The 15,337-nt window shown below is 50.1% G+C and carries 24 protein-coding genes and 1 pseudogene; 10 read left to right on the top strand and 15 right to left on the bottom strand.

The features are described from left to right. Positions 1-9: 9 nt before the first annotated feature. The 12 genes and pseudogenes from ACI43T_RS10370 to ACI43T_RS10315 form a co-directional block, all read right to left on the bottom strand. Positions 10-567 (bottom strand): hypothetical protein, encoded by a 558-nt coding sequence (locus ACI43T_RS10370; RefSeq protein WP_405386925.1) that lies wholly within the window; start codon positions 565-567, stop codon positions 10-12. A gap of 42 nt (positions 568-609) precedes the next feature. Next, positions 610-795, bottom strand: coding sequence for a hypothetical protein (locus ACI43T_RS10365; RefSeq protein WP_405386923.1), 186 nt, complete (start codon positions 793-795; stop codon positions 610-612). After that, on the bottom strand, positions 792-1,004 hold the full coding sequence (locus ACI43T_RS10360; protein ID WP_405386921.1) for a hypothetical protein: 213 nt from the start codon (positions 1,002-1,004) through the stop codon (positions 792-794). The genes ACI43T_RS10365 and ACI43T_RS10360 overlap by 4 nt, the downstream gene beginning before the upstream one ends. A gap of 162 nt (positions 1,005-1,166) precedes the next feature. Then, positions 1,167-1,304: a hypothetical protein gene (locus ACI43T_RS10355; RefSeq protein ID WP_405386919.1), complete on the bottom strand. Its 138-nt coding sequence runs from the start codon at positions 1,302-1,304 to the stop codon at positions 1,167-1,169. A 31-nt stretch (positions 1,305-1,335) separates the two neighbouring features. After that, the gene (locus ACI43T_RS10350; RefSeq protein WP_405386917.1) at positions 1,336-1,473 is read right to left on the bottom strand and encodes a hypothetical protein; all 138 of its coding nucleotides are present in this window, start codon (positions 1,471-1,473) and stop codon (positions 1,336-1,338) included. Between the two features lie 20 nt (positions 1,474-1,493). Next, a complete protein-coding gene (locus ACI43T_RS10345) occupies positions 1,494-1,697 on the bottom strand; it encodes a hypothetical protein (protein WP_405386915.1) in 204 nt (67 codons plus the stop codon). A gap of 43 nt (positions 1,698-1,740) precedes the next feature. After that, positions 1,741-2,028 (bottom strand): hypothetical protein, encoded by a 288-nt coding sequence (locus tag ACI43T_RS10340; RefSeq protein ID WP_405386913.1) that lies wholly within the window; start codon positions 2,026-2,028, stop codon positions 1,741-1,743. A 202-nt stretch (positions 2,029-2,230) separates the two neighbouring features. Continuing rightward, a complete protein-coding gene (locus ACI43T_RS10335) occupies positions 2,231-2,644 on the bottom strand; it encodes a hypothetical protein (RefSeq protein WP_009174533.1) in 414 nt (137 codons plus the stop codon). Then, positions 2,641-3,102, bottom strand: a complete 462-nt coding sequence (locus ACI43T_RS10330) for a helix-turn-helix domain-containing protein (RefSeq protein ID WP_009174532.1) — start codon at positions 3,100-3,102, stop codon at positions 2,641-2,643. Before ACI43T_RS10330 ends, ACI43T_RS10335 begins: the two co-directional genes overlap by 4 nt. A 16-nt stretch (positions 3,103-3,118) precedes the next feature. After that, on the bottom strand, positions 3,119-3,556 hold the full coding sequence (locus ACI43T_RS10325) for a hypothetical protein (protein WP_009174531.1): 438 nt from the start codon (positions 3,554-3,556) through the stop codon (positions 3,119-3,121). Between the two features lie 77 nt (positions 3,557-3,633). Further along, a complete protein-coding gene (locus ACI43T_RS10320; protein WP_254654932.1) occupies positions 3,634-4,131 on the bottom strand; it encodes a S24 family peptidase in 498 nt (165 codons plus the stop codon). 9 nt (positions 4,132-4,140) lie between these two features. Continuing rightward, a pseudogene (locus tag ACI43T_RS10315) lies at positions 4,141-4,335 on the bottom strand (helix-turn-helix domain-containing protein); the annotation flags it as partial. A gap of 120 nt (positions 4,336-4,455) precedes the next feature. On the opposite strand from ACI43T_RS10315, the gene ACI43T_RS10310 reads away from it, so the two are divergent. The 5 genes from ACI43T_RS10310 (at position 4,456) to ACI43T_RS10290 (ending at position 8,839) form a co-directional block, all read left to right on the top strand. Further along, positions 4,456-4,650: a hypothetical protein gene (locus ACI43T_RS10310; protein ID WP_083774612.1), complete on the top strand. Its 195-nt coding sequence runs from the start codon at positions 4,456-4,458 to the stop codon at positions 4,648-4,650. Between the two features lie 129 nt (positions 4,651-4,779). Beyond that, on the top strand, positions 4,780-5,019 hold the full coding sequence (locus ACI43T_RS10305; RefSeq protein ID WP_009174529.1) for a hypothetical protein: 240 nt from the start codon (positions 4,780-4,782) through the stop codon (positions 5,017-5,019). Position 5,020: 1 nt separating this feature from the next. Next, on the top strand, positions 5,021-7,858 hold the full coding sequence (locus tag ACI43T_RS10300) for a DUF5906 domain-containing protein (RefSeq protein WP_405386909.1): 2,838 nt from the start codon (positions 5,021-5,023) through the stop codon (positions 7,856-7,858). Positions 7,859-8,267: 409 nt separating this feature from the next. After that, entirely contained in the window at positions 8,268-8,423 is a 156-nt protein-coding gene (locus ACI43T_RS10295; RefSeq protein ID WP_405386907.1) for a hypothetical protein, read from the top strand. Beyond that, on the top strand, positions 8,420-8,839 hold the full coding sequence (locus tag ACI43T_RS10290) for a DUF2335 domain-containing protein (RefSeq protein WP_405386905.1): 420 nt from the start codon (positions 8,420-8,422) through the stop codon (positions 8,837-8,839). Before ACI43T_RS10295 ends, ACI43T_RS10290 begins: the two co-directional genes overlap by 4 nt. 48 nt (positions 8,840-8,887) lie before the next feature. On the opposite strand, the gene ACI43T_RS10285 is transcribed toward ACI43T_RS10290, so the two are convergent. The 3 genes from ACI43T_RS10285 to ACI43T_RS10275 form a co-directional block, all read right to left on the bottom strand. Then, positions 8,888-9,304, bottom strand: a complete 417-nt coding sequence (locus tag ACI43T_RS10285; protein ID WP_107842571.1) for a type II toxin-antitoxin system HicB family antitoxin — start codon at positions 9,302-9,304, stop codon at positions 8,888-8,890. Positions 9,305-9,340: 36 nt separating this feature from the next. Continuing rightward, positions 9,341-9,517 carry a type II toxin-antitoxin system HicA family toxin gene (locus ACI43T_RS10280; RefSeq protein ID WP_314764467.1) on the bottom strand — a complete coding sequence of 59 codons (177 nt, stop codon included), beginning with the start codon at positions 9,515-9,517 and terminating at the stop codon, positions 9,341-9,343. Between the two features lie 154 nt (positions 9,518-9,671). Then, positions 9,672-10,187, bottom strand: coding sequence for a hypothetical protein (locus tag ACI43T_RS10275; protein ID WP_405386901.1), 516 nt, complete (start codon positions 10,185-10,187; stop codon positions 9,672-9,674). A 234-nt stretch (positions 10,188-10,421) separates the two neighbouring features. On the opposite strand from ACI43T_RS10275, the gene ACI43T_RS10270 reads away from it, so the two are divergent. The 5 genes from ACI43T_RS10270 to ACI43T_RS10250 all read left to right on the top strand — a co-directional run bounded on the left by ACI43T_RS10270 (position 10,422) and on the right by ACI43T_RS10250 (position 15,302). Beyond that, positions 10,422-11,390 carry a BRO-N domain-containing protein gene (locus tag ACI43T_RS10270; RefSeq protein ID WP_405386899.1) on the top strand — a complete coding sequence of 323 codons (969 nt, stop codon included), beginning with the start codon at positions 10,422-10,424 and terminating at the stop codon, positions 11,388-11,390. Between the two features lie 134 nt (positions 11,391-11,524). Then, positions 11,525-11,908: a molecular chaperone DnaJ gene (locus ACI43T_RS10265; RefSeq protein WP_377079690.1), complete on the top strand. Its 384-nt coding sequence runs from the start codon at positions 11,525-11,527 to the stop codon at positions 11,906-11,908. Between the two features lie 152 nt (positions 11,909-12,060). Beyond that, a complete protein-coding gene (locus ACI43T_RS10260) occupies positions 12,061-12,723 on the top strand; it encodes a hypothetical protein (RefSeq protein WP_039850959.1) in 663 nt (220 codons plus the stop codon). Positions 12,724-12,823: 100 nt separating this feature from the next. Then, positions 12,824-13,315, top strand: a complete 492-nt coding sequence (locus ACI43T_RS10255; RefSeq protein ID WP_096111790.1) for a terminase small subunit — start codon at positions 12,824-12,826, stop codon at positions 13,313-13,315. Then, positions 13,275-15,302 carry a phage terminase large subunit family protein gene (locus ACI43T_RS10250; protein ID WP_377079688.1) on the top strand — a complete coding sequence of 676 codons (2,028 nt, stop codon included), beginning with the start codon at positions 13,275-13,277 and terminating at the stop codon, positions 15,300-15,302. The genes ACI43T_RS10255 and ACI43T_RS10250 overlap by 41 nt, the downstream gene beginning before the upstream one ends. Positions 15,303-15,337: the final 35 nt, after the last annotated feature.

The raw sequence follows: 15,337 nt of genomic DNA, 5'->3' as shown, positions 1-15,337 counted from the left end.
GTCGTCCCCCTAGTCGTTGTATTCGGTTAACGAACTGCCGCAATCAGGGCAGCCACATTCTGCTCTCGGACGATTCATTGTGCTGCACATCTCAATTTTTCTTGTGCACTCCCATTTCACAATATGACGTACTTGTCCGTTTTTCTCATCGTCCCAGCCGTTTTCTTTTATTTCGTAACATCCGACGCGGTATTGAGAAATGCCAGTGATAGTCCCTTTCTTCATTGCACCGTACATATATTCAACTTCTGTTCCTATTTCTAACGGCGGCTGGATATTGTTGGTTTTAATCCATTCTTTTTCTGCATCTTGTAAAGCGTTTCCAATATGAATGTCGAATTCATCCAATAATTGAACGGTTTCAGCAGTAATATCCCAGCCTTCACATTCCAAGTCTTTTGCCAACTCAAATCCGTCTTTATGCCTTGCAAAATGTTTTACAAGATGTTCAACTAAATCTTCTGATTCAAGGTATTCAGGAAGTGAATCGATGTTCTCTCTTACAAATACTTCTGCTGCTGCTTCGATGATTTGCTTATTAATTTGAGGGCGTGGCGGTTTAAACATTGTTGTTCTCCTTAGTTTGAATTGAATGTTTTTTATGTCCGATCATAAAGTCGAACCCGTTTTCTTCAGCTTCTTCTTCAGGCTGTAGGTAGCCCGCAGGCAGTCTCTGCCGATACTGTCACACGGCATTAAATCCGACTTTTTGCAGGCGCATTCGGCGTGCGGGTTGTATAGGCCGTCGTAGTTGTTTTTTTCTACATAATCGGCAACGATTTCTATCAGTTTCATGATTTTTTGCTCCATTTGAAAAAACGTTTGAACCATCTCACTTTGCCGGGTACCGGCAATTTCATAACTACTTCCCCTTCGTACACTGCGGCGGCCTGCGCCCTGATTTTCCGTTTGGCTTCATCGGGGCTGTCCGCCCAGATAGACGTCGACCACTTGCGGCCGCCGAAGACATAGCTGAATGTGTATTCGTTTTTTGCGCTATTCATTCAAATCTTCCTCGTGTTTCAATCTTGACTTGTTTTGATTTCGTTAATAAATATTGGATGGAAATCCAAAAGAGTTTGAACTTCTACCGGATCGGAATCAGCAGTTTTAATCCAAAATGAGATTCCCTCCGTCTCCCATTCTTCAACACGTTCCCAGCCATCCTACTCGTTGTAGTAGTGCCTTGCGGCAATTTCAGCAAGATATTCAGGGGTAGAATCAGTTGTTTCATAGATATCCAATTCAATTGCGCTATCTTCTTCAAATTCTCCATGCTTAGATGGCATATATAAAAGTTTCATTCTTTCCCTCCGTTGGTTGTTTCAGGCGGCATTAATCATCATCTCGGTTTAAAAATTCTAGAATTTGGTTGATTCGCTGTTGTACTAAAATTTCGGTGGTTGTGATGATGACAGCGGCCAGCAGAAAAATAATTAATGCAGCGGCGGCGACGGTGGTAATTAATTCCATTTTAAATATTCCTTTTGGTTTTATTCATAAACAATCCCGCGCATACGTTCTTCGTCGGTCATGCGGGCGTAGGTGTTTTCAAGTTCGATAACGGCGAAGTCGGCGGCGTCTTGTTGCTCGCGTATGATGCGCTGGGCTTCGGTCTCGTGTTGATATGCAGGTTCTGTTTCGGTGGTGCAGGCTGGCAGTATGACTGCCAAGGCTGCGATGAGTAATGATTTCATTGTTTTCTCCGTAGGCCGTCTGAGATTCAGACGGCCTTTATTACTAGCAAGCGTTAAAACTCTTTGCGGCGGCAATCGAAAACGGGGCGGCTTCTAAAACTGAATCGCTTAGGGTTTTGTTTTCGGCTTCAATGCGGAAATCGACCATTTCTTTAAATTTTCTTAAAACGTGCTTTCTGGCAGATTCCAGTTCTTTAATGGCGTTTTCCATGCCGATATGCTTTGCCCGCTCTTTATCAACCGTCATTCTTGCGACTGCGTCGAATACTGCTTTTCGGGCGCGGCTTGCTTCGGGTTTCAGATATTGGGCAACTTGGTTTTGTTTTTTCATGATGGTTTCCTTTTGGTTTGTTGTTTCGATGGGTGTATTTAAACATATTGTTTAATATAAAGCAACATAATGTTTATATATTTTGTTTAAAAATTTTAAACATATTGATTTTAAATAGACTTTATTTTCACAGGCACAAAAAAACCGCCTGAATGGCGGTTTGTCATGAAAAAGAAAACCGCCCTAGGGCGGTTCGGTATTGTTATGAGTGGTAAGGAAGCCAAGTAAAAAACAGAGGGTGGCTCTCGGAGATAATATGGCTGTGCGTTTTCATTCTTACATAAATACGGTCGCCGTCTGAAACGGGAAGGCCGCTAACTGTTTGGTGCAGCATGAATGAAACGTTTTCTCCTGTACCGCCGCCGTCATACGGCGGGATTTCAAATTCGGAAATTACATCGTCGTTGCGAACAATTTCTAAAAAGGTTGGTTGGGTTTGCAATGCTTGCATGTACCCGCCTTCGGCGGAAAATGAAATGGACAGGCATAGACGACCTAAAATGAATTGTTGTGTCGGAATATGGCATTCGTCGGTAAAAATTCCTATTAGGCTGTATTTGTCATTTTCCGCATGGCGGATGATTTCATCGCAATAGTGGACATTTAGGTGGATCATGCCTGCTCCATGTATTCGTACTGCTGTTCGAACGCCGCACGAACCTCAAGCGGGGAAACGCCTAATGCGTTTGCCAGTTTTTGTACAGTCTCATTATGCAGGGATTGTTTGCTGTTTTCGATGCGGGACAGATAGGGTTGACGCAATCCTGCGGCGGCTGCCAATTCAGACTGGGTAAACCCCTTTTTCATCCTCAGGCTGACAAATGTCTCCCCGCCTGCTTTGCGGGTTATTTTATCGGCAATTTTCGCCGCCGCCCTGTCCATCGCTGCTTTGCGGCGCGGATTTTTCCGCACATGTTCAATATGCTCTGCGGCGGGGGTAGTGTTGGGGCTTATCGGTTTGACGCATTTAATCTGCCCGTTTATACGCAGGCAGTTTATGTGGGTAACGGGAGTGGCAGGTGTTGGTGTTGATACTATACATGCGGCAACAGCAATGGTAAGAGTTGCTCCCATTGGAACCCACGTGCCGTTAGTTTGAGTATAGTTCTTCATAGTCTTTGATGATCCGTTGTGTAATGGGATGGTCTAACTGATAGTTGAATTTGTCTGTATTCTTATTTACAACAGCCAATATATCTATGCGGCGGATATATGCGCCGTTTGGCTGTTTTTCATGGCATGGTGCGTAAATTATTCTGTATCCGGCTGCTTCTTCGCTGCCAAATCGGACGCGCAAAACTTTGATGTCTTTTTTCCATAATGACAATATGGGTTTTACTTCCAAATCAAGCGGGCCTATGGGTTCGCCATATTCTCTGAAGTATTTGTTTTCGTATAAGCCATCAAAAATAGCAGAGTTCGCCTGAATCATCTCAATGACGGCATCGAGATAACCGACCGCTTCTTCGTCTTTTTCAAAAAAACGGTCTAAATCCTGCTCGGCGTTAAAGTGGACGGTCAGCTCCATGCGTGCCCTTTTGTATATATTATATCTTTTTAGTTATACCGCGCAATACGCGGTAAAAAATCAGTCGTCCAAGTATCTTAATCCATCACACTCCACCAGAAAACGCGGCCGATGATGTTTATATCGGCCGCGTCCGCCTCTTCGTCGGGGTAGGCCTCGGCATTGTAACTTCTGATGCGTATTTTGTTGCCGGGCAGCTTCTGAAGAATCTTTGTGCGTAACAGCCCGCCGTGGTTGACGGCGTAGATTTTCCCGTCTTTTACGGTTTTGTCGGCGGTATTTATACCCAATGTTGCGCCGTCAGGAAATACAGGCTCCATGCTGTCGCCGTCGGCGCAGACGCAGATCACGGCGGCGGGGCTGATACCGTGCCGCCGAAGTGTTGCTTTTGAGAAACGCAGCTTGTAGCCGTTGTAGTCTTCGATGTCGTCTGAAAAGCCGTTGCCCGCCGCTAAGTGGATGTCTTTGTAGAAAGGGACTTCGCAATCGTCGCCTGATAGCGGGGTGCGGCTGTCCCATGCGTCCACCGTGCCGATAACGGTTGCGTTCGATTCGGGTGTATGTGAGCCGTCCATAGAACCGGTTCCTGTTTCAAGCCATTCAACTGAAGCGCCTATTGCTTTTGCCGCTTCTATTAGCCCTTTTGATGATACTCCGCGACTTTCCCAGTTGTTCAAGGTTTGCGGCGATGTGTTTAAAAATCTGGCTAAATTTGATTGTCCTGTGATTCCTTTAAGTTTTTCGGCTGCTTCGTAGAGTCGTGCGGTTTTTTCGTTCATTTCAATCTCCCAATGGCTGTTTATTTTCCAACATTTAAACAAAATGTTGTTACACAACACTTGCTTTTTTTCTAAACGTAGTGTTTAATATAAGAGTGGATTTTAAACAAAGAGTTTAATATGAATAAGAAAAAACAGATTGAACATGACAAAAATCTTTTGAAATCAATAGGTAGTTGTTCATCAATAGCTAAACGGCTAGGGATAAGCCAGCAGCGTGTATCGAATTGGAACAGGCGCGGGATTCCTGCGGCTGTAAAGCTGAAGTACCCAGATTTATTTTTAAATTCGTCCCCAGAAAACGGGGTGGAATAGCCGATTTCCTGCCTCTCTGATATTTCCCAGTCAGAGATTTTTACGGCGTTTAACGCCGCCTTTTATACCGCCTGCCTGCCTCAAGGGGGGGGCAGGCCTTTTTGTTGCCTTATAGAACAGGTTTCCAAAATGGAAAACGATAAAAATCAATCACTTTACGAACAGGCCGAACAATGGCTGAAAACGCTTTATTCGGTACATGTAACGGAATCTGCAATCGCGCGGAGGTTCGGTATCGGTATTTTTGAAGCAGCGGCGCTGGCCGAATCGCTGGAAGCTGCCGGAATACTGGGCTACGAATGTCCGCCGTTCGGGCAGCGGGAAAACCGTGTCCGCCGTCGTGGAAAACGTAACAGGAAGGCCGTCTGAAATGAACAAGCTGGATTTTAAAGGTGTGGCCGATGCGGCGCTGAACTCTGTTGACAATTTGTTAAGCGAGTGGCTGCCGGGCGGCAAATACAAAGGTCATGAATTTTTCGCATTGAATCCGACGCGGGCGGATAAATCGTTGGGGTCGTTTGCGGTTAATACGCATTCGGGCGCGTGGGCGGATTATGCAACCGGCGACGCGGGCGGCGATTTGGTCAGTTTATACGCTTATTTGTTTTGCGGCGGCAAACAGGGTGATGCGTTGCGTCAGGTGGCCGAACGGCTGCGTATCGGCGGATTTGAGCCGGTAGCGCGTACGGAATGGGACGGCAGCCCCAAAACGGGCGGCAAATCGAAGCGGAACAGTTGGACGCCGATTGCACCGTTTGCGGAACACTTGTTGCAGAATTTGAACGGCGCGAAGGTATATCGTTACTGCAAAAAAGACAGTGTCGATTCGCTGCGGGCGGTGTATCGAGATGCGGCGGGCAGGCCGTTGTGTGTGGTACAGCGGTTTACCGACGATACCGGACGGAAGTCCGACTTGCCGTTTGTGTGGGCGAAAAACAGCGAAGGGGTTGAACAATGGTGTAACCGGCGGTTGCAAGACCCGCAGCCGCTGTTCGGGCTGGATGCCTTGGCGGCGAAGCCGTCGGCGCGGGTGCTGATTGTTGAGGGCGAAAAGTGCAAGATGGCTGCCGAAAGTTATTTTGACTTGAAGGACTGGGCGGTCATTTCATGGCTGGGCGGCTGCAACGGTTGGGGAAAGGCCGATTGGTCGGCGGTATCGGGCCGTGATGTACTGTTGTGGCCCGACTGCGACAGCCAGCGCGAGAAATTGAGCAAGGCCGAAGAGGCGGCGGGCGTGAAGCCCGAAGACAAGCCGTATCTGCCGCGTTCTGAGCAGCCGGGTATGAAGGCGATGCTGGGTATTGCGGAAAAGCTGCTTAAACAGGACTGCACGGTGCGGATCGCAAATATTCCCGACGCGGGATATTGGCCGTCCGGCTACGATATTGCCGATGTGATTCAGGATACCGAACCGCTGGTATCGGTGCGCGAGATGTTGGATACCGCCGTGCCGTATCCGTTTACGGAATCTTCTTTGGAATCTTCTGTGCCTATGGCGTGTGATTTTTCACACGCGGCGGAATCGGGGGATTCGGGGGTGGAAATGCCGTCTGAAGACGATGATGGCAATCCGACAAAACGGCTGGCCGCGCTTTTGGAAGGGTATGCGCAAATCGGACTGAAGCAGAAAGTCTTGAATCTTGATACCTGCGAAACATTTACGGTAAAGCAGCTTGAAAAGCTGTTTGGCAAAACGGCGGTGGCGACTTGGTTTAAGTTGGACGCGCGCAAGCAATTGGGCGATGTTGAGGCGGATATTTATCTGAAACGCAAAAAGCTGGAAATTTCGGCGACGGTGGACGATGAATTTAAAGACGCGCTGAACCGTTATATTTATCTGGACGGCACGACCGATGCGTTCGACCGCAATCTGAAGCGCATCGTGTCGCTGGCGGCGGTCAATGCGGCGATACCCGACCGTTATCAAGACTGGGGCAAGTCGCCGCTGCGGCTGGTCTGCCCTATGAGCAATTACCATTTCGACCCGGCAATCGAACAGGGGGTTGTTATGATGGATGACGGCAGCGGCGTGAAGCATATCAATATGTTTAACGGACTGCCGGTAAAAGTGGGCGAGGTTGATAAAAGCCTGAAGGGAAAATCGATTGGTTATCTGATTGAGGCGTTCCCCGAATGCCGCAACATCATCGGGCTGATTTACCATTTATGCAGCGGCAACGGCGACGATGGAACCAATGCGCGGGCGGCGGAATGGGTATTGAACTGGCTTGCGTGCCGTGTCCGCCAACCTGCCGAAAAACCGGCGACGGCTTTGGTGTTTATTTCTGAAACGCAAGGTGTGGGTAAATCCACATTCGGCGAAAAAATCGTTAAAGCCTTGTTTGGGGAATATACGCGGCAGCTTGACCAAAACGCGCTGGAATCACGCTTCAATTCTGCTTTGCTGTTTGCCTTGGTAACGATTTTTGAAGAAATCAGCCCTTCCGACGAACGGCTGAACGTTATCGGCAAGCTGAAAAATATGATTACGTCGGATGTGATCATGGTGGAGCGCAAGGGGCGCGATGCCGAGAAACACGGCGATTTCAATTCGTTTATCATCTTCTCCAACGATGAGCGTTCCATTCCCATCGAAAGCAACGACCGCCGCTTTATGGTGGTGAACTGCAACAAAAAATTCAGCGATGCGCAATACGAAGCGTTGCAGGAAGAACTGGACAACGGCGGCATCCGTCATTTTGCCGAGTTTCTGCACGCGCTGCCGCTGACTTATCAGGAAGACGGCGAAGAACGTAAATTCAGCCCGCATACCAAACCGCTGATGACGCCGATTAAAAAGCGCATGATTAGTTTGAACAAGCCAAGTTGGGAGGCGTTTTTGGACGACTGGCGCGAGGGGGATTTGGATGTGCCCTATGTTACCTGCGCCGCGACGGACTTGTGGGCGGTGTACAAACGCTGGGCGCACAATACCAAGACGTTTCACTTACAGCAAAAAAACTTTTATGCTAATATCGGCAAACGTTTGGAAGAAAAGCGCAGCGATGTTGCTTTGCGTGATGGCTGGAAAAAAGTACGGTTTTTTATCGTACCGCACGAACAGCTTTCCGAAGCCGCCCGTAAGAAGTACCCGCCGCCGACCACCGACAGGGCGGAGCGCGGTTCTCAAGGCAGTGTCAATAAAGCGGATTATTACGGCAGGCAGATAAGCGATTTCCGCATTGCTGCCGAATCGGCGGAGTTTTAACCGTTTCGACAGGGTGGGGGAAAATAAAAAATCCTTTAAAATCAAGGTTTCGACATATTCGGACATGGCAGAGGTTGGAAAATTTCCCTTTAAAATCATCGTTTAGACCGTTTCGACCGTTTCGACAGGGTATTTATCCCGTTACGCGAGATAAAAAAATAATTCCGCAAAATATGACATGTTGTATAAAAATATACAGCATGTCATATTTTTTTATATTCTTCGTTTTTTTCCCTCGCGTGCGTATTTTTTACCCTGTCGAAACGGTCGAAACGGTCTAAACGATGATTTTAAAGGGTTTTTTTGAGGCATCAAAAAATCATGCCCTGTCTAAACCATGATTTTAAAGGTTTTTTTTATGATGTGGATTGTTTTTTGAATGTGGTAAGATACGAATAAGGAGATGAAAATGAAAAAACAGCACTTATATGCCCTCTTGTTTGGTATAGGTTCCCTGTTGAGTCTGTATCATCCTGCTAAAGCTGCCCCCAAAGGAAGTCAGGCGGAAGACCTCAAAAATATCGGCGGGGATTTCCAGCGTGCCATGCAAAGGGTGGAGAAATGACCGTTTCCGACGAAAACGCGGCGCAACAGGTGGTTGATACCGTCGTCAAATCTCCCGAACTTGTCGAACAAATCCTATCCGACGAAAACGTACAGGTTATGATTGCGCAACGCTTCCATTCGGGACCGCTGCCGTCCCCGTCTGATTTGGCGCAATACAACGCCATTATCAGCAACGGCGCCGACCGTATTATGACGATGGCTGAAAAAGAGCAGGAAGCGCGTCATGCAAATAGATTGCAAATCCAAGCATTCAATATGCGCGGGCAGATATACGGCTTTATCAGTGTCATCATGATATTGCTGTTTGCGGGATTTCTCGTATGGCGAGGACACCCCACTGCTGCCGTTTCGCTTGTTTGCGGGACGGTGGTTGCCTTGGCTACTGTTTTCGTTATCGGCAGGCGGCAGGGCTGAAACAAAAACGCCGTCTGAACTTCCAGACGGCGTTTCTTCAACGGCTTTTCAAGCAAGGCGGATTTCAAGCTGTTTGCCCAGTTGCGCCAAAGCGCGGACGACCGTATCGATTTTGGTTGCATGGTGCAAGCCGGTAATCCGCTGAACCTCTTGCGGCGTGGTTTCCAGACGCCTTGCCAGTTCCGATTTGCTTACATCCTGCGCCAGCATTTCATTGAGCAGCAATACTTTCGAATAAACCGACAAGGGCAGCGCGACCAAGCGTTCGCCTTCTTCGGGGGCGGACGGCAAGGGCGCGGGGCGTTGGTCTTCAAAGTAGAAATCCATTGCGGACTGCAACACGTCTTCCGCCATTTCGACCGCTTCGGTCATGTCGTCGCCCTGCGTAATGGCTTCGGGAATATCGCGGAAGGTAACGACATAGCCGCCTTCCTCGGCGGGGGTAAATTTTGCGGGATAGTACATCTTTCAACCTTTCTGCAAGCCCTTGCGGGCTTGCCCTTATTTTAAACCGAGCTGTTTTTTGATTCCTTCGACCAAGCCCGTTTTTAGCTCTTTGGACGGGTGGCGGGGCAGATGCGACTGTTTGCCCTTGTAATACAGCTTGATGTGCCGCGTGCCGTCTTTGGTTTCAACGCCTTGGGCTATCAGCCATTTTAAAAATTCGCTCTGCTTCATCTCATTGCCTGCTCCTGTTGTTCGGATAGGTGTTATTATAAACAAAAATGTTTAAATGGCAAGTCTTTTTTTAAACATTTTTGTTAAAATTTGCTCATGCAGTGGGCAAAACAAAGGCCGTCTGAATATTCAGACGGCCTGACAAATACTCAATCTATTGCGGTAACAACCTTGGCCTGCGATACGGACCGGAACTGATACGGAACAAGTTTTCCCGCCCCTTCACAATTTTCTGTGTTTCGACAGCAGGGGCTTCATTCATGCCGCACAGCATTCTGCCGTCAGGGTCTTTGGTAACTGCCATCGGCCATTCGCCTTCCGGTAGGTAAAAAACCGCCTTTTCCGACGGTGCAAACCGCGCCAAAACCGTTTGCCGATACATCACGCCCAAATAACAACCACTGCCAAGAAAACCTGCATCTCTGATGATTTCGACTTTTGCGTAATCGGGATTGGGCGCACCGTAGGCCAAAATCCTGTCAGGCGGCACTTCTTTTGCCCGTCCCGAATCTACCGGAGCAGTCGCACAACCCGCAAGCACCACGACCATTGCAACTAACAATATTTGTTTTTTCATTTTAAACTCACTTATTTGCAAAATGAGCAAAAATGTTATATTTTTGTAAATTATTTGACAAGCATTTTCTTTCTGTTTTACATTCCGTTTCACGAGGCGTCGAAAACCTCTTCCTACACGGCATTCACCCCGTCAGCGTGAATTTTTTACGTCTATAGAATCTCGGTTTCCTTGTTGTTTGTTTCGATACCGAAGTTTTATGGCCGCGAGGGCTGCGAATACAAGACCCGCTTTCAGCGGGGAATAAGCACGGCTCTTGTAGGGAGTTTTCGAACCTCGTGGCCGCCCGTTTCGGGCAACTTCGAAATCAACCTACAGGAAATCATCATGAACGCAGCATCTCTTTCTTTTAAAAATACTCATTTCCAAATTACCGACATCAACGGTCAGCCTTGGCTAAGGGGCTTCCAAATTGCCAGTGCCTTGGGCTATAAAAATCCATCATCAGATATAGCAAAAGTCTACGACCGCAATGCCGACGAGTTCACCGACAGCATGACCCGCGTCATCGAACTGACCACCGCAGGCGGCAAACAGCAGGTGCGCGTATTCAGCCTGCGCGGCGCACACCTTTTGGGTATGTTGGCGCGAACTAAAGCAGCCAAAGAGTTCCGCCACTGGGTGCTGGATGTACTGGAACGGGAAAGCAACCGCGCTACCCCGTCCGTCAAAGACCAGCTTCCGACCCGCGACGAACTCATCCAAGTCATCTACATGCTGGGCGACCGCCTGCGCGAAATCCACGGCTGGGGATGGGGCAACTTTGACGACCATCTCTCCGCCAAATTCAACAAAACCCCGCGAGAAGCGACGTATAGCGAACTTATCAACATCATCCGCTGGTTGCACAAACAGACTCAAACCGTAGCCGGCCGCCCCATCGTCGCCGGCGTAAACTGCCCCGTCAAACCCTTCGGCCTCGGCGCATCCCTGTCGCAACAGGCTGAAAACCTGCCCGCAATACTGGCGGCAGAGGAGAAAAAGCAACTCCCCGCGCCTGTTGTGGTCAAAGCTGCCGATTCAAGCGATGCCCAATGCAGAAAACGCGAGATTGCGGAAAGCCACAATTCCGCCATCGCCCGCCTGCTGACATACGACGGCGATACGTCGGAAATCGGGCTGGCGGAATGCGGCGCGGCAACCGAAATCGTCAACCTGACCAAAATAGTCAGCGATGCCTATGAGAACTTTATGTTCTGCAAGGAAAACCAAAACCAAACCGACGACAATTTCAAATGTGCGATGCTTGAATTGACGCGCCTGCAAAATACGGTAATGGAACTGATCTGCTGCTGATTTTTTGCTGTCCGATTATGCCGTCCGATAGGTTTCAGACGGCATTTTTGTTATAATATGTGCTTCAAAATTAAAGCCCTGCGGTACGCCGACGGGGCTAGCAGCTAACTGTTGGGAAAGATTCGATGTTATGAATGACGATAGACGATTTGTTGGAACGCTGGGCAGTTTGGCGTTCGGTTCGAACGGACAACGGGCTTGGTTATGCGGAAAGTGCATTAAACAGGCTGATGAGCGGTGCGGTCAATACGGGCGGTGCGCGTCCGTCTTCGCTGCCCTACGGGGTGGATGCGGATTCGGTGTTTACTTTGGTGGATTCGGCGGTGATGCGGCTGCCAAGGTTTCATCGGGAAGTGATAAAGGTGCATTATTCCGACGGTTTCAATAGCCGCCGTACAAAAGCGGCGGAGTGCGGGTGCAGCGGCGCTTCGTTTTACCGCTATCTTTCCGATGCGGAGGCTATGTTGGCCGTGAGTTTGCGGGATAGTGAGGCAAGCCGGCTGTTAAATGATTTTTAAAAAAGACTTGCAATCTTGAGACTGAAATGTTTAAATTATGGAAAACTGCGGTTTCGTGCGCTTAGGGCGGATGTGCCGCAGTTTTTTTCTATCGTTTCATTCTGTTCCGAAGGCCGTCTGATATTCAGGCGGCCTTTGCTTTTGGTGGCCTTATGTCTTGTATTGCTGTTGATTTGGGCGGCGTGTTCGCGCATCTGGACGATGTGGCGCGGCGTCAGATTCCGTTTGCGGCGAAAAATACGGTAAACAAACTGGCTGCAAATGTCATTGAGGCGGAACAGGCTGAAATGGCGTCGGTATTCGGCAATCCTAGGCAGTGGACGCTGAACAGTCTGTTTGTCCGCCAGTATGCGGATAAACATAATCTGACTGCGATAGTGGATTTTAAAGACAGTGCGTCAAATAGAAGCGCCGGAAAGTATCTGCAAGCGCAAATTTACGGCGGCACGCGCAAAACGAAAGGTATAGAACGGTTTTTGGTTTCGCGCGGCTTGATGCCCGCGGGTTTCCGTATCGTGCCGTCGGATTCGGTCAGGCTTGACCAATACGGCAACATCACGCTGGCGGCGTTTCGTTCAATGTTGCGCGGCATTAATGACGGCAGGAACTTTGCTTTAACCCGAACAAGAGGCCGTCTGAAGCCCGGCATATACAGGCGAAACAAGAAAGGCGTTCGGGCGTTGGTTATGTATGTATCTTCGGCGGAATACGAAAAGCGGATGCGGTATTTTGAAACGGCACGGCAGGCAGTCGAACGCAACAGCGGACAAATTGCAGCCGCCGAACTGGAAAACGCACTGCGAACTGCGCGTTAAGGTACTTCCCAGCCCATAACCCACGCGGGTGATTCGAGCCGCGATTTCTGTTAAGCGACAGGTTTGTATGGGTTGCTTGCTGGGTTAATGAGGAACTGACATGAAAGTGAATAAAAGACAGCTTGCCGATATTGTCGGTGTTACGGAACAGGCTTTGACCAACTGGCAGAAAGAAGGTCTGCCGGTGGCGGCCTATGCAGATAAAAACGGGCTTGCGAATGAATACGATACCGTTGCGGTTATCCGCTGGCTGTTGCAGCGGGAACTGGAACGGCTGAACAAGGAAAAGCCGCGCGACCGGCTGGACAGGGTGAAGGCTGAATTGGCTGAATTGGAGCGGGACGAAAAATTAGGACAGCTTGCGCCAGCCGCGATGTTTGAGCGCGCATGGGGCGACCATGTTTTAGCGGCGCGGACGGAATTTTTAACGATGCCCGAGCAGTTGGCGGCTGAACTGACGGCGACGTCGGGCGTGGAAATAGACCCTGACACCATTGCGGCGTACATCAACAGGGCGCTGGAAAAATTATCGAATTACGGAGCAGAAAACAATGGAGATGACAGCCGCAACCATGCAGGCGCGGATGGCTGAAACGGTGGCGCGGGTGTTGCGGCAGGCGTGCCGGAAATGGGCACCGCCGCGCAAAATTAAAACCCGCGACTGGGCGAACAAGTACCGCTATCTTTCCAGCATAGAGGCCGCCCGACCGGGCAAATACGTTTTGGACGTAACGCCGTATCTGGCATGGGAAAACAGCCCGCTTGATGCGCTGGACGACCCGTCCGTGCAAGTGGTTGTTTGCCAGAAATCGGCGCAAGTGGCGTGGACTTCGGGTGTGCTGGGTAACTTTTTGGGCAAATCCATCGATGCCGAACCCAGTCCGATACTGGTTCTGTTCCCGAAAGAGGGGGCGGCTAAAGAGTACATGGACGAAAAATTCGTTCCGATGGTCGAAGCGACGCCCGCCTTGCGCGAGAAAGTCGATACCCGTATCCGTGCGCAAGGGCAGCGGCAGTTGTTCAAAAAATTCCCCGGCGGTTTTCTGAAGCTGGTGGGCAGTAACAGCCCTGCCAGTGTGAAATCGTCGCCGGTACCGATTGTGTGCGTGGAGGAGCCGGACGACTGTAACCTGAACCTGCGCGGTCAGGGCGACAGTATCAAGCTGGCGAAGGAGCGAACCAAAACCTACCGCCGCCCGAAAATCGTATTAGGCGGCACGCCGACTATTGCGGGCGTCTCGACAATCGCCGCCGAAATGGAGTTGTCGGATAAGCGCGTCGGCATGGTGCCATGCCACGAATGCGGCGAAGCCCATGTGTTGAGCTTCGATTACCTTTCCTGCGACGAAGACCCAAACGGCAACCATCCCGTTTTTGGCAAAAAGCTGCCGGAAACGGCGCATTACACCTGCCCGAACTGCGGCGCGGTGTGGAACGACATGCAGAAAAACCGTAATGTGCGTCGCGGTTGGTGGCAGGCGACCGCGCCTTTTCACGGCACGGCAGGTTTTTACCTGAACGAGCTATACAGCCCGTTCCCCGGCAGTGTGTTTTCCGAACTGATGAAAAAATGGTTGACCGCGCAATACGAAGCGGACAACGGCGATATATCGCCGATGATTGCTTTCGTCAACTCGTCCATCGGAATCCCATTCGAGATGACCAATGACGGCGTGAAGGAAGACGAACTGGCAGAACGCGGCGAAGACTACGCCGAAAACACCGTTCCGCGCGGCGGCCTGATTCTGACTATGGGCGTGGACGTGCAACATGACCGGCTGGCCGTCATCATCCGCGCATGGGGGCGCGGCGAGGAAAGCTGGCTGGTTTGGTGGGGCGAAATCCACGGCAACACGGTGGACGTCAAATCTGACGTGTGGCGTAAACTGGCCGAGATGATTTTTCAGACGGCCTACAAACACGAAACCGGCGCGGGAATGAAAATCGCGGCGGTATCGATAGACAGTTCGGACGGCAATACCTCCGACGCGGTGTATCACTTTGTGCGCGGCTGCCGCGGCGTGAAAGCGGTGAATGTGATGGCGGTCAAGGGCAGCACCAACCCCGATAAAGAAATTTTCAGTCGGGCGCGGGCGATTGACTTGAAGCACAAAAACACCAAGGCCGACAAATTCGGCGTGCAGGTGTACAGCGTCGGCGTATCGCGGGCGAAGGACTTGTTGATAGACGAGCACGCGCGCATCAATCTGGAAGGAAGCGGGGCAGGGCGGATGCACTTTTACAAAGATGTCCGCGCCGATTACTGCGGCCAGTTGTTGAGCGAAGTCAAAGTACCCAGTCGCATGAACAAGCACAAAAAGGTTTGGCAGAAGAAGGTCGGCGTACGAAACGAGGCATTGGACTGCGAAGTCTATGCCCTGCACGCCGCCCGCTCGGTCGGTACGCATACTATGTCGGCGGCAAAATGGGCGTTATACGAAAACGCGCTGTTGCAGTCGGAACTGTTTGCCGAGCCGAAACCCGCCGAACAGGTGCAGGAAAAACCGAAGGTCGACAATGGCGGCGGTTATACCGCCAACCGGCGGCGCAAGGGCGGTAACTTCGTTACCAATTATTGATTCAGGCCGTCTGAATAGATGGCTATCCAGCCGGT

Source organism: Neisseria oralis (assembly GCF_045062685.1).
In the GTDB taxonomy this organism is placed as follows: Bacteria; Pseudomonadota; Gammaproteobacteria; order Burkholderiales; family Neisseriaceae; genus Neisseria; species Neisseria oralis.
The sequence above is the reverse complement of the archived record's forward strand: the minus strand, read 5'-3'. Positions and strand labels throughout refer to the sequence as shown.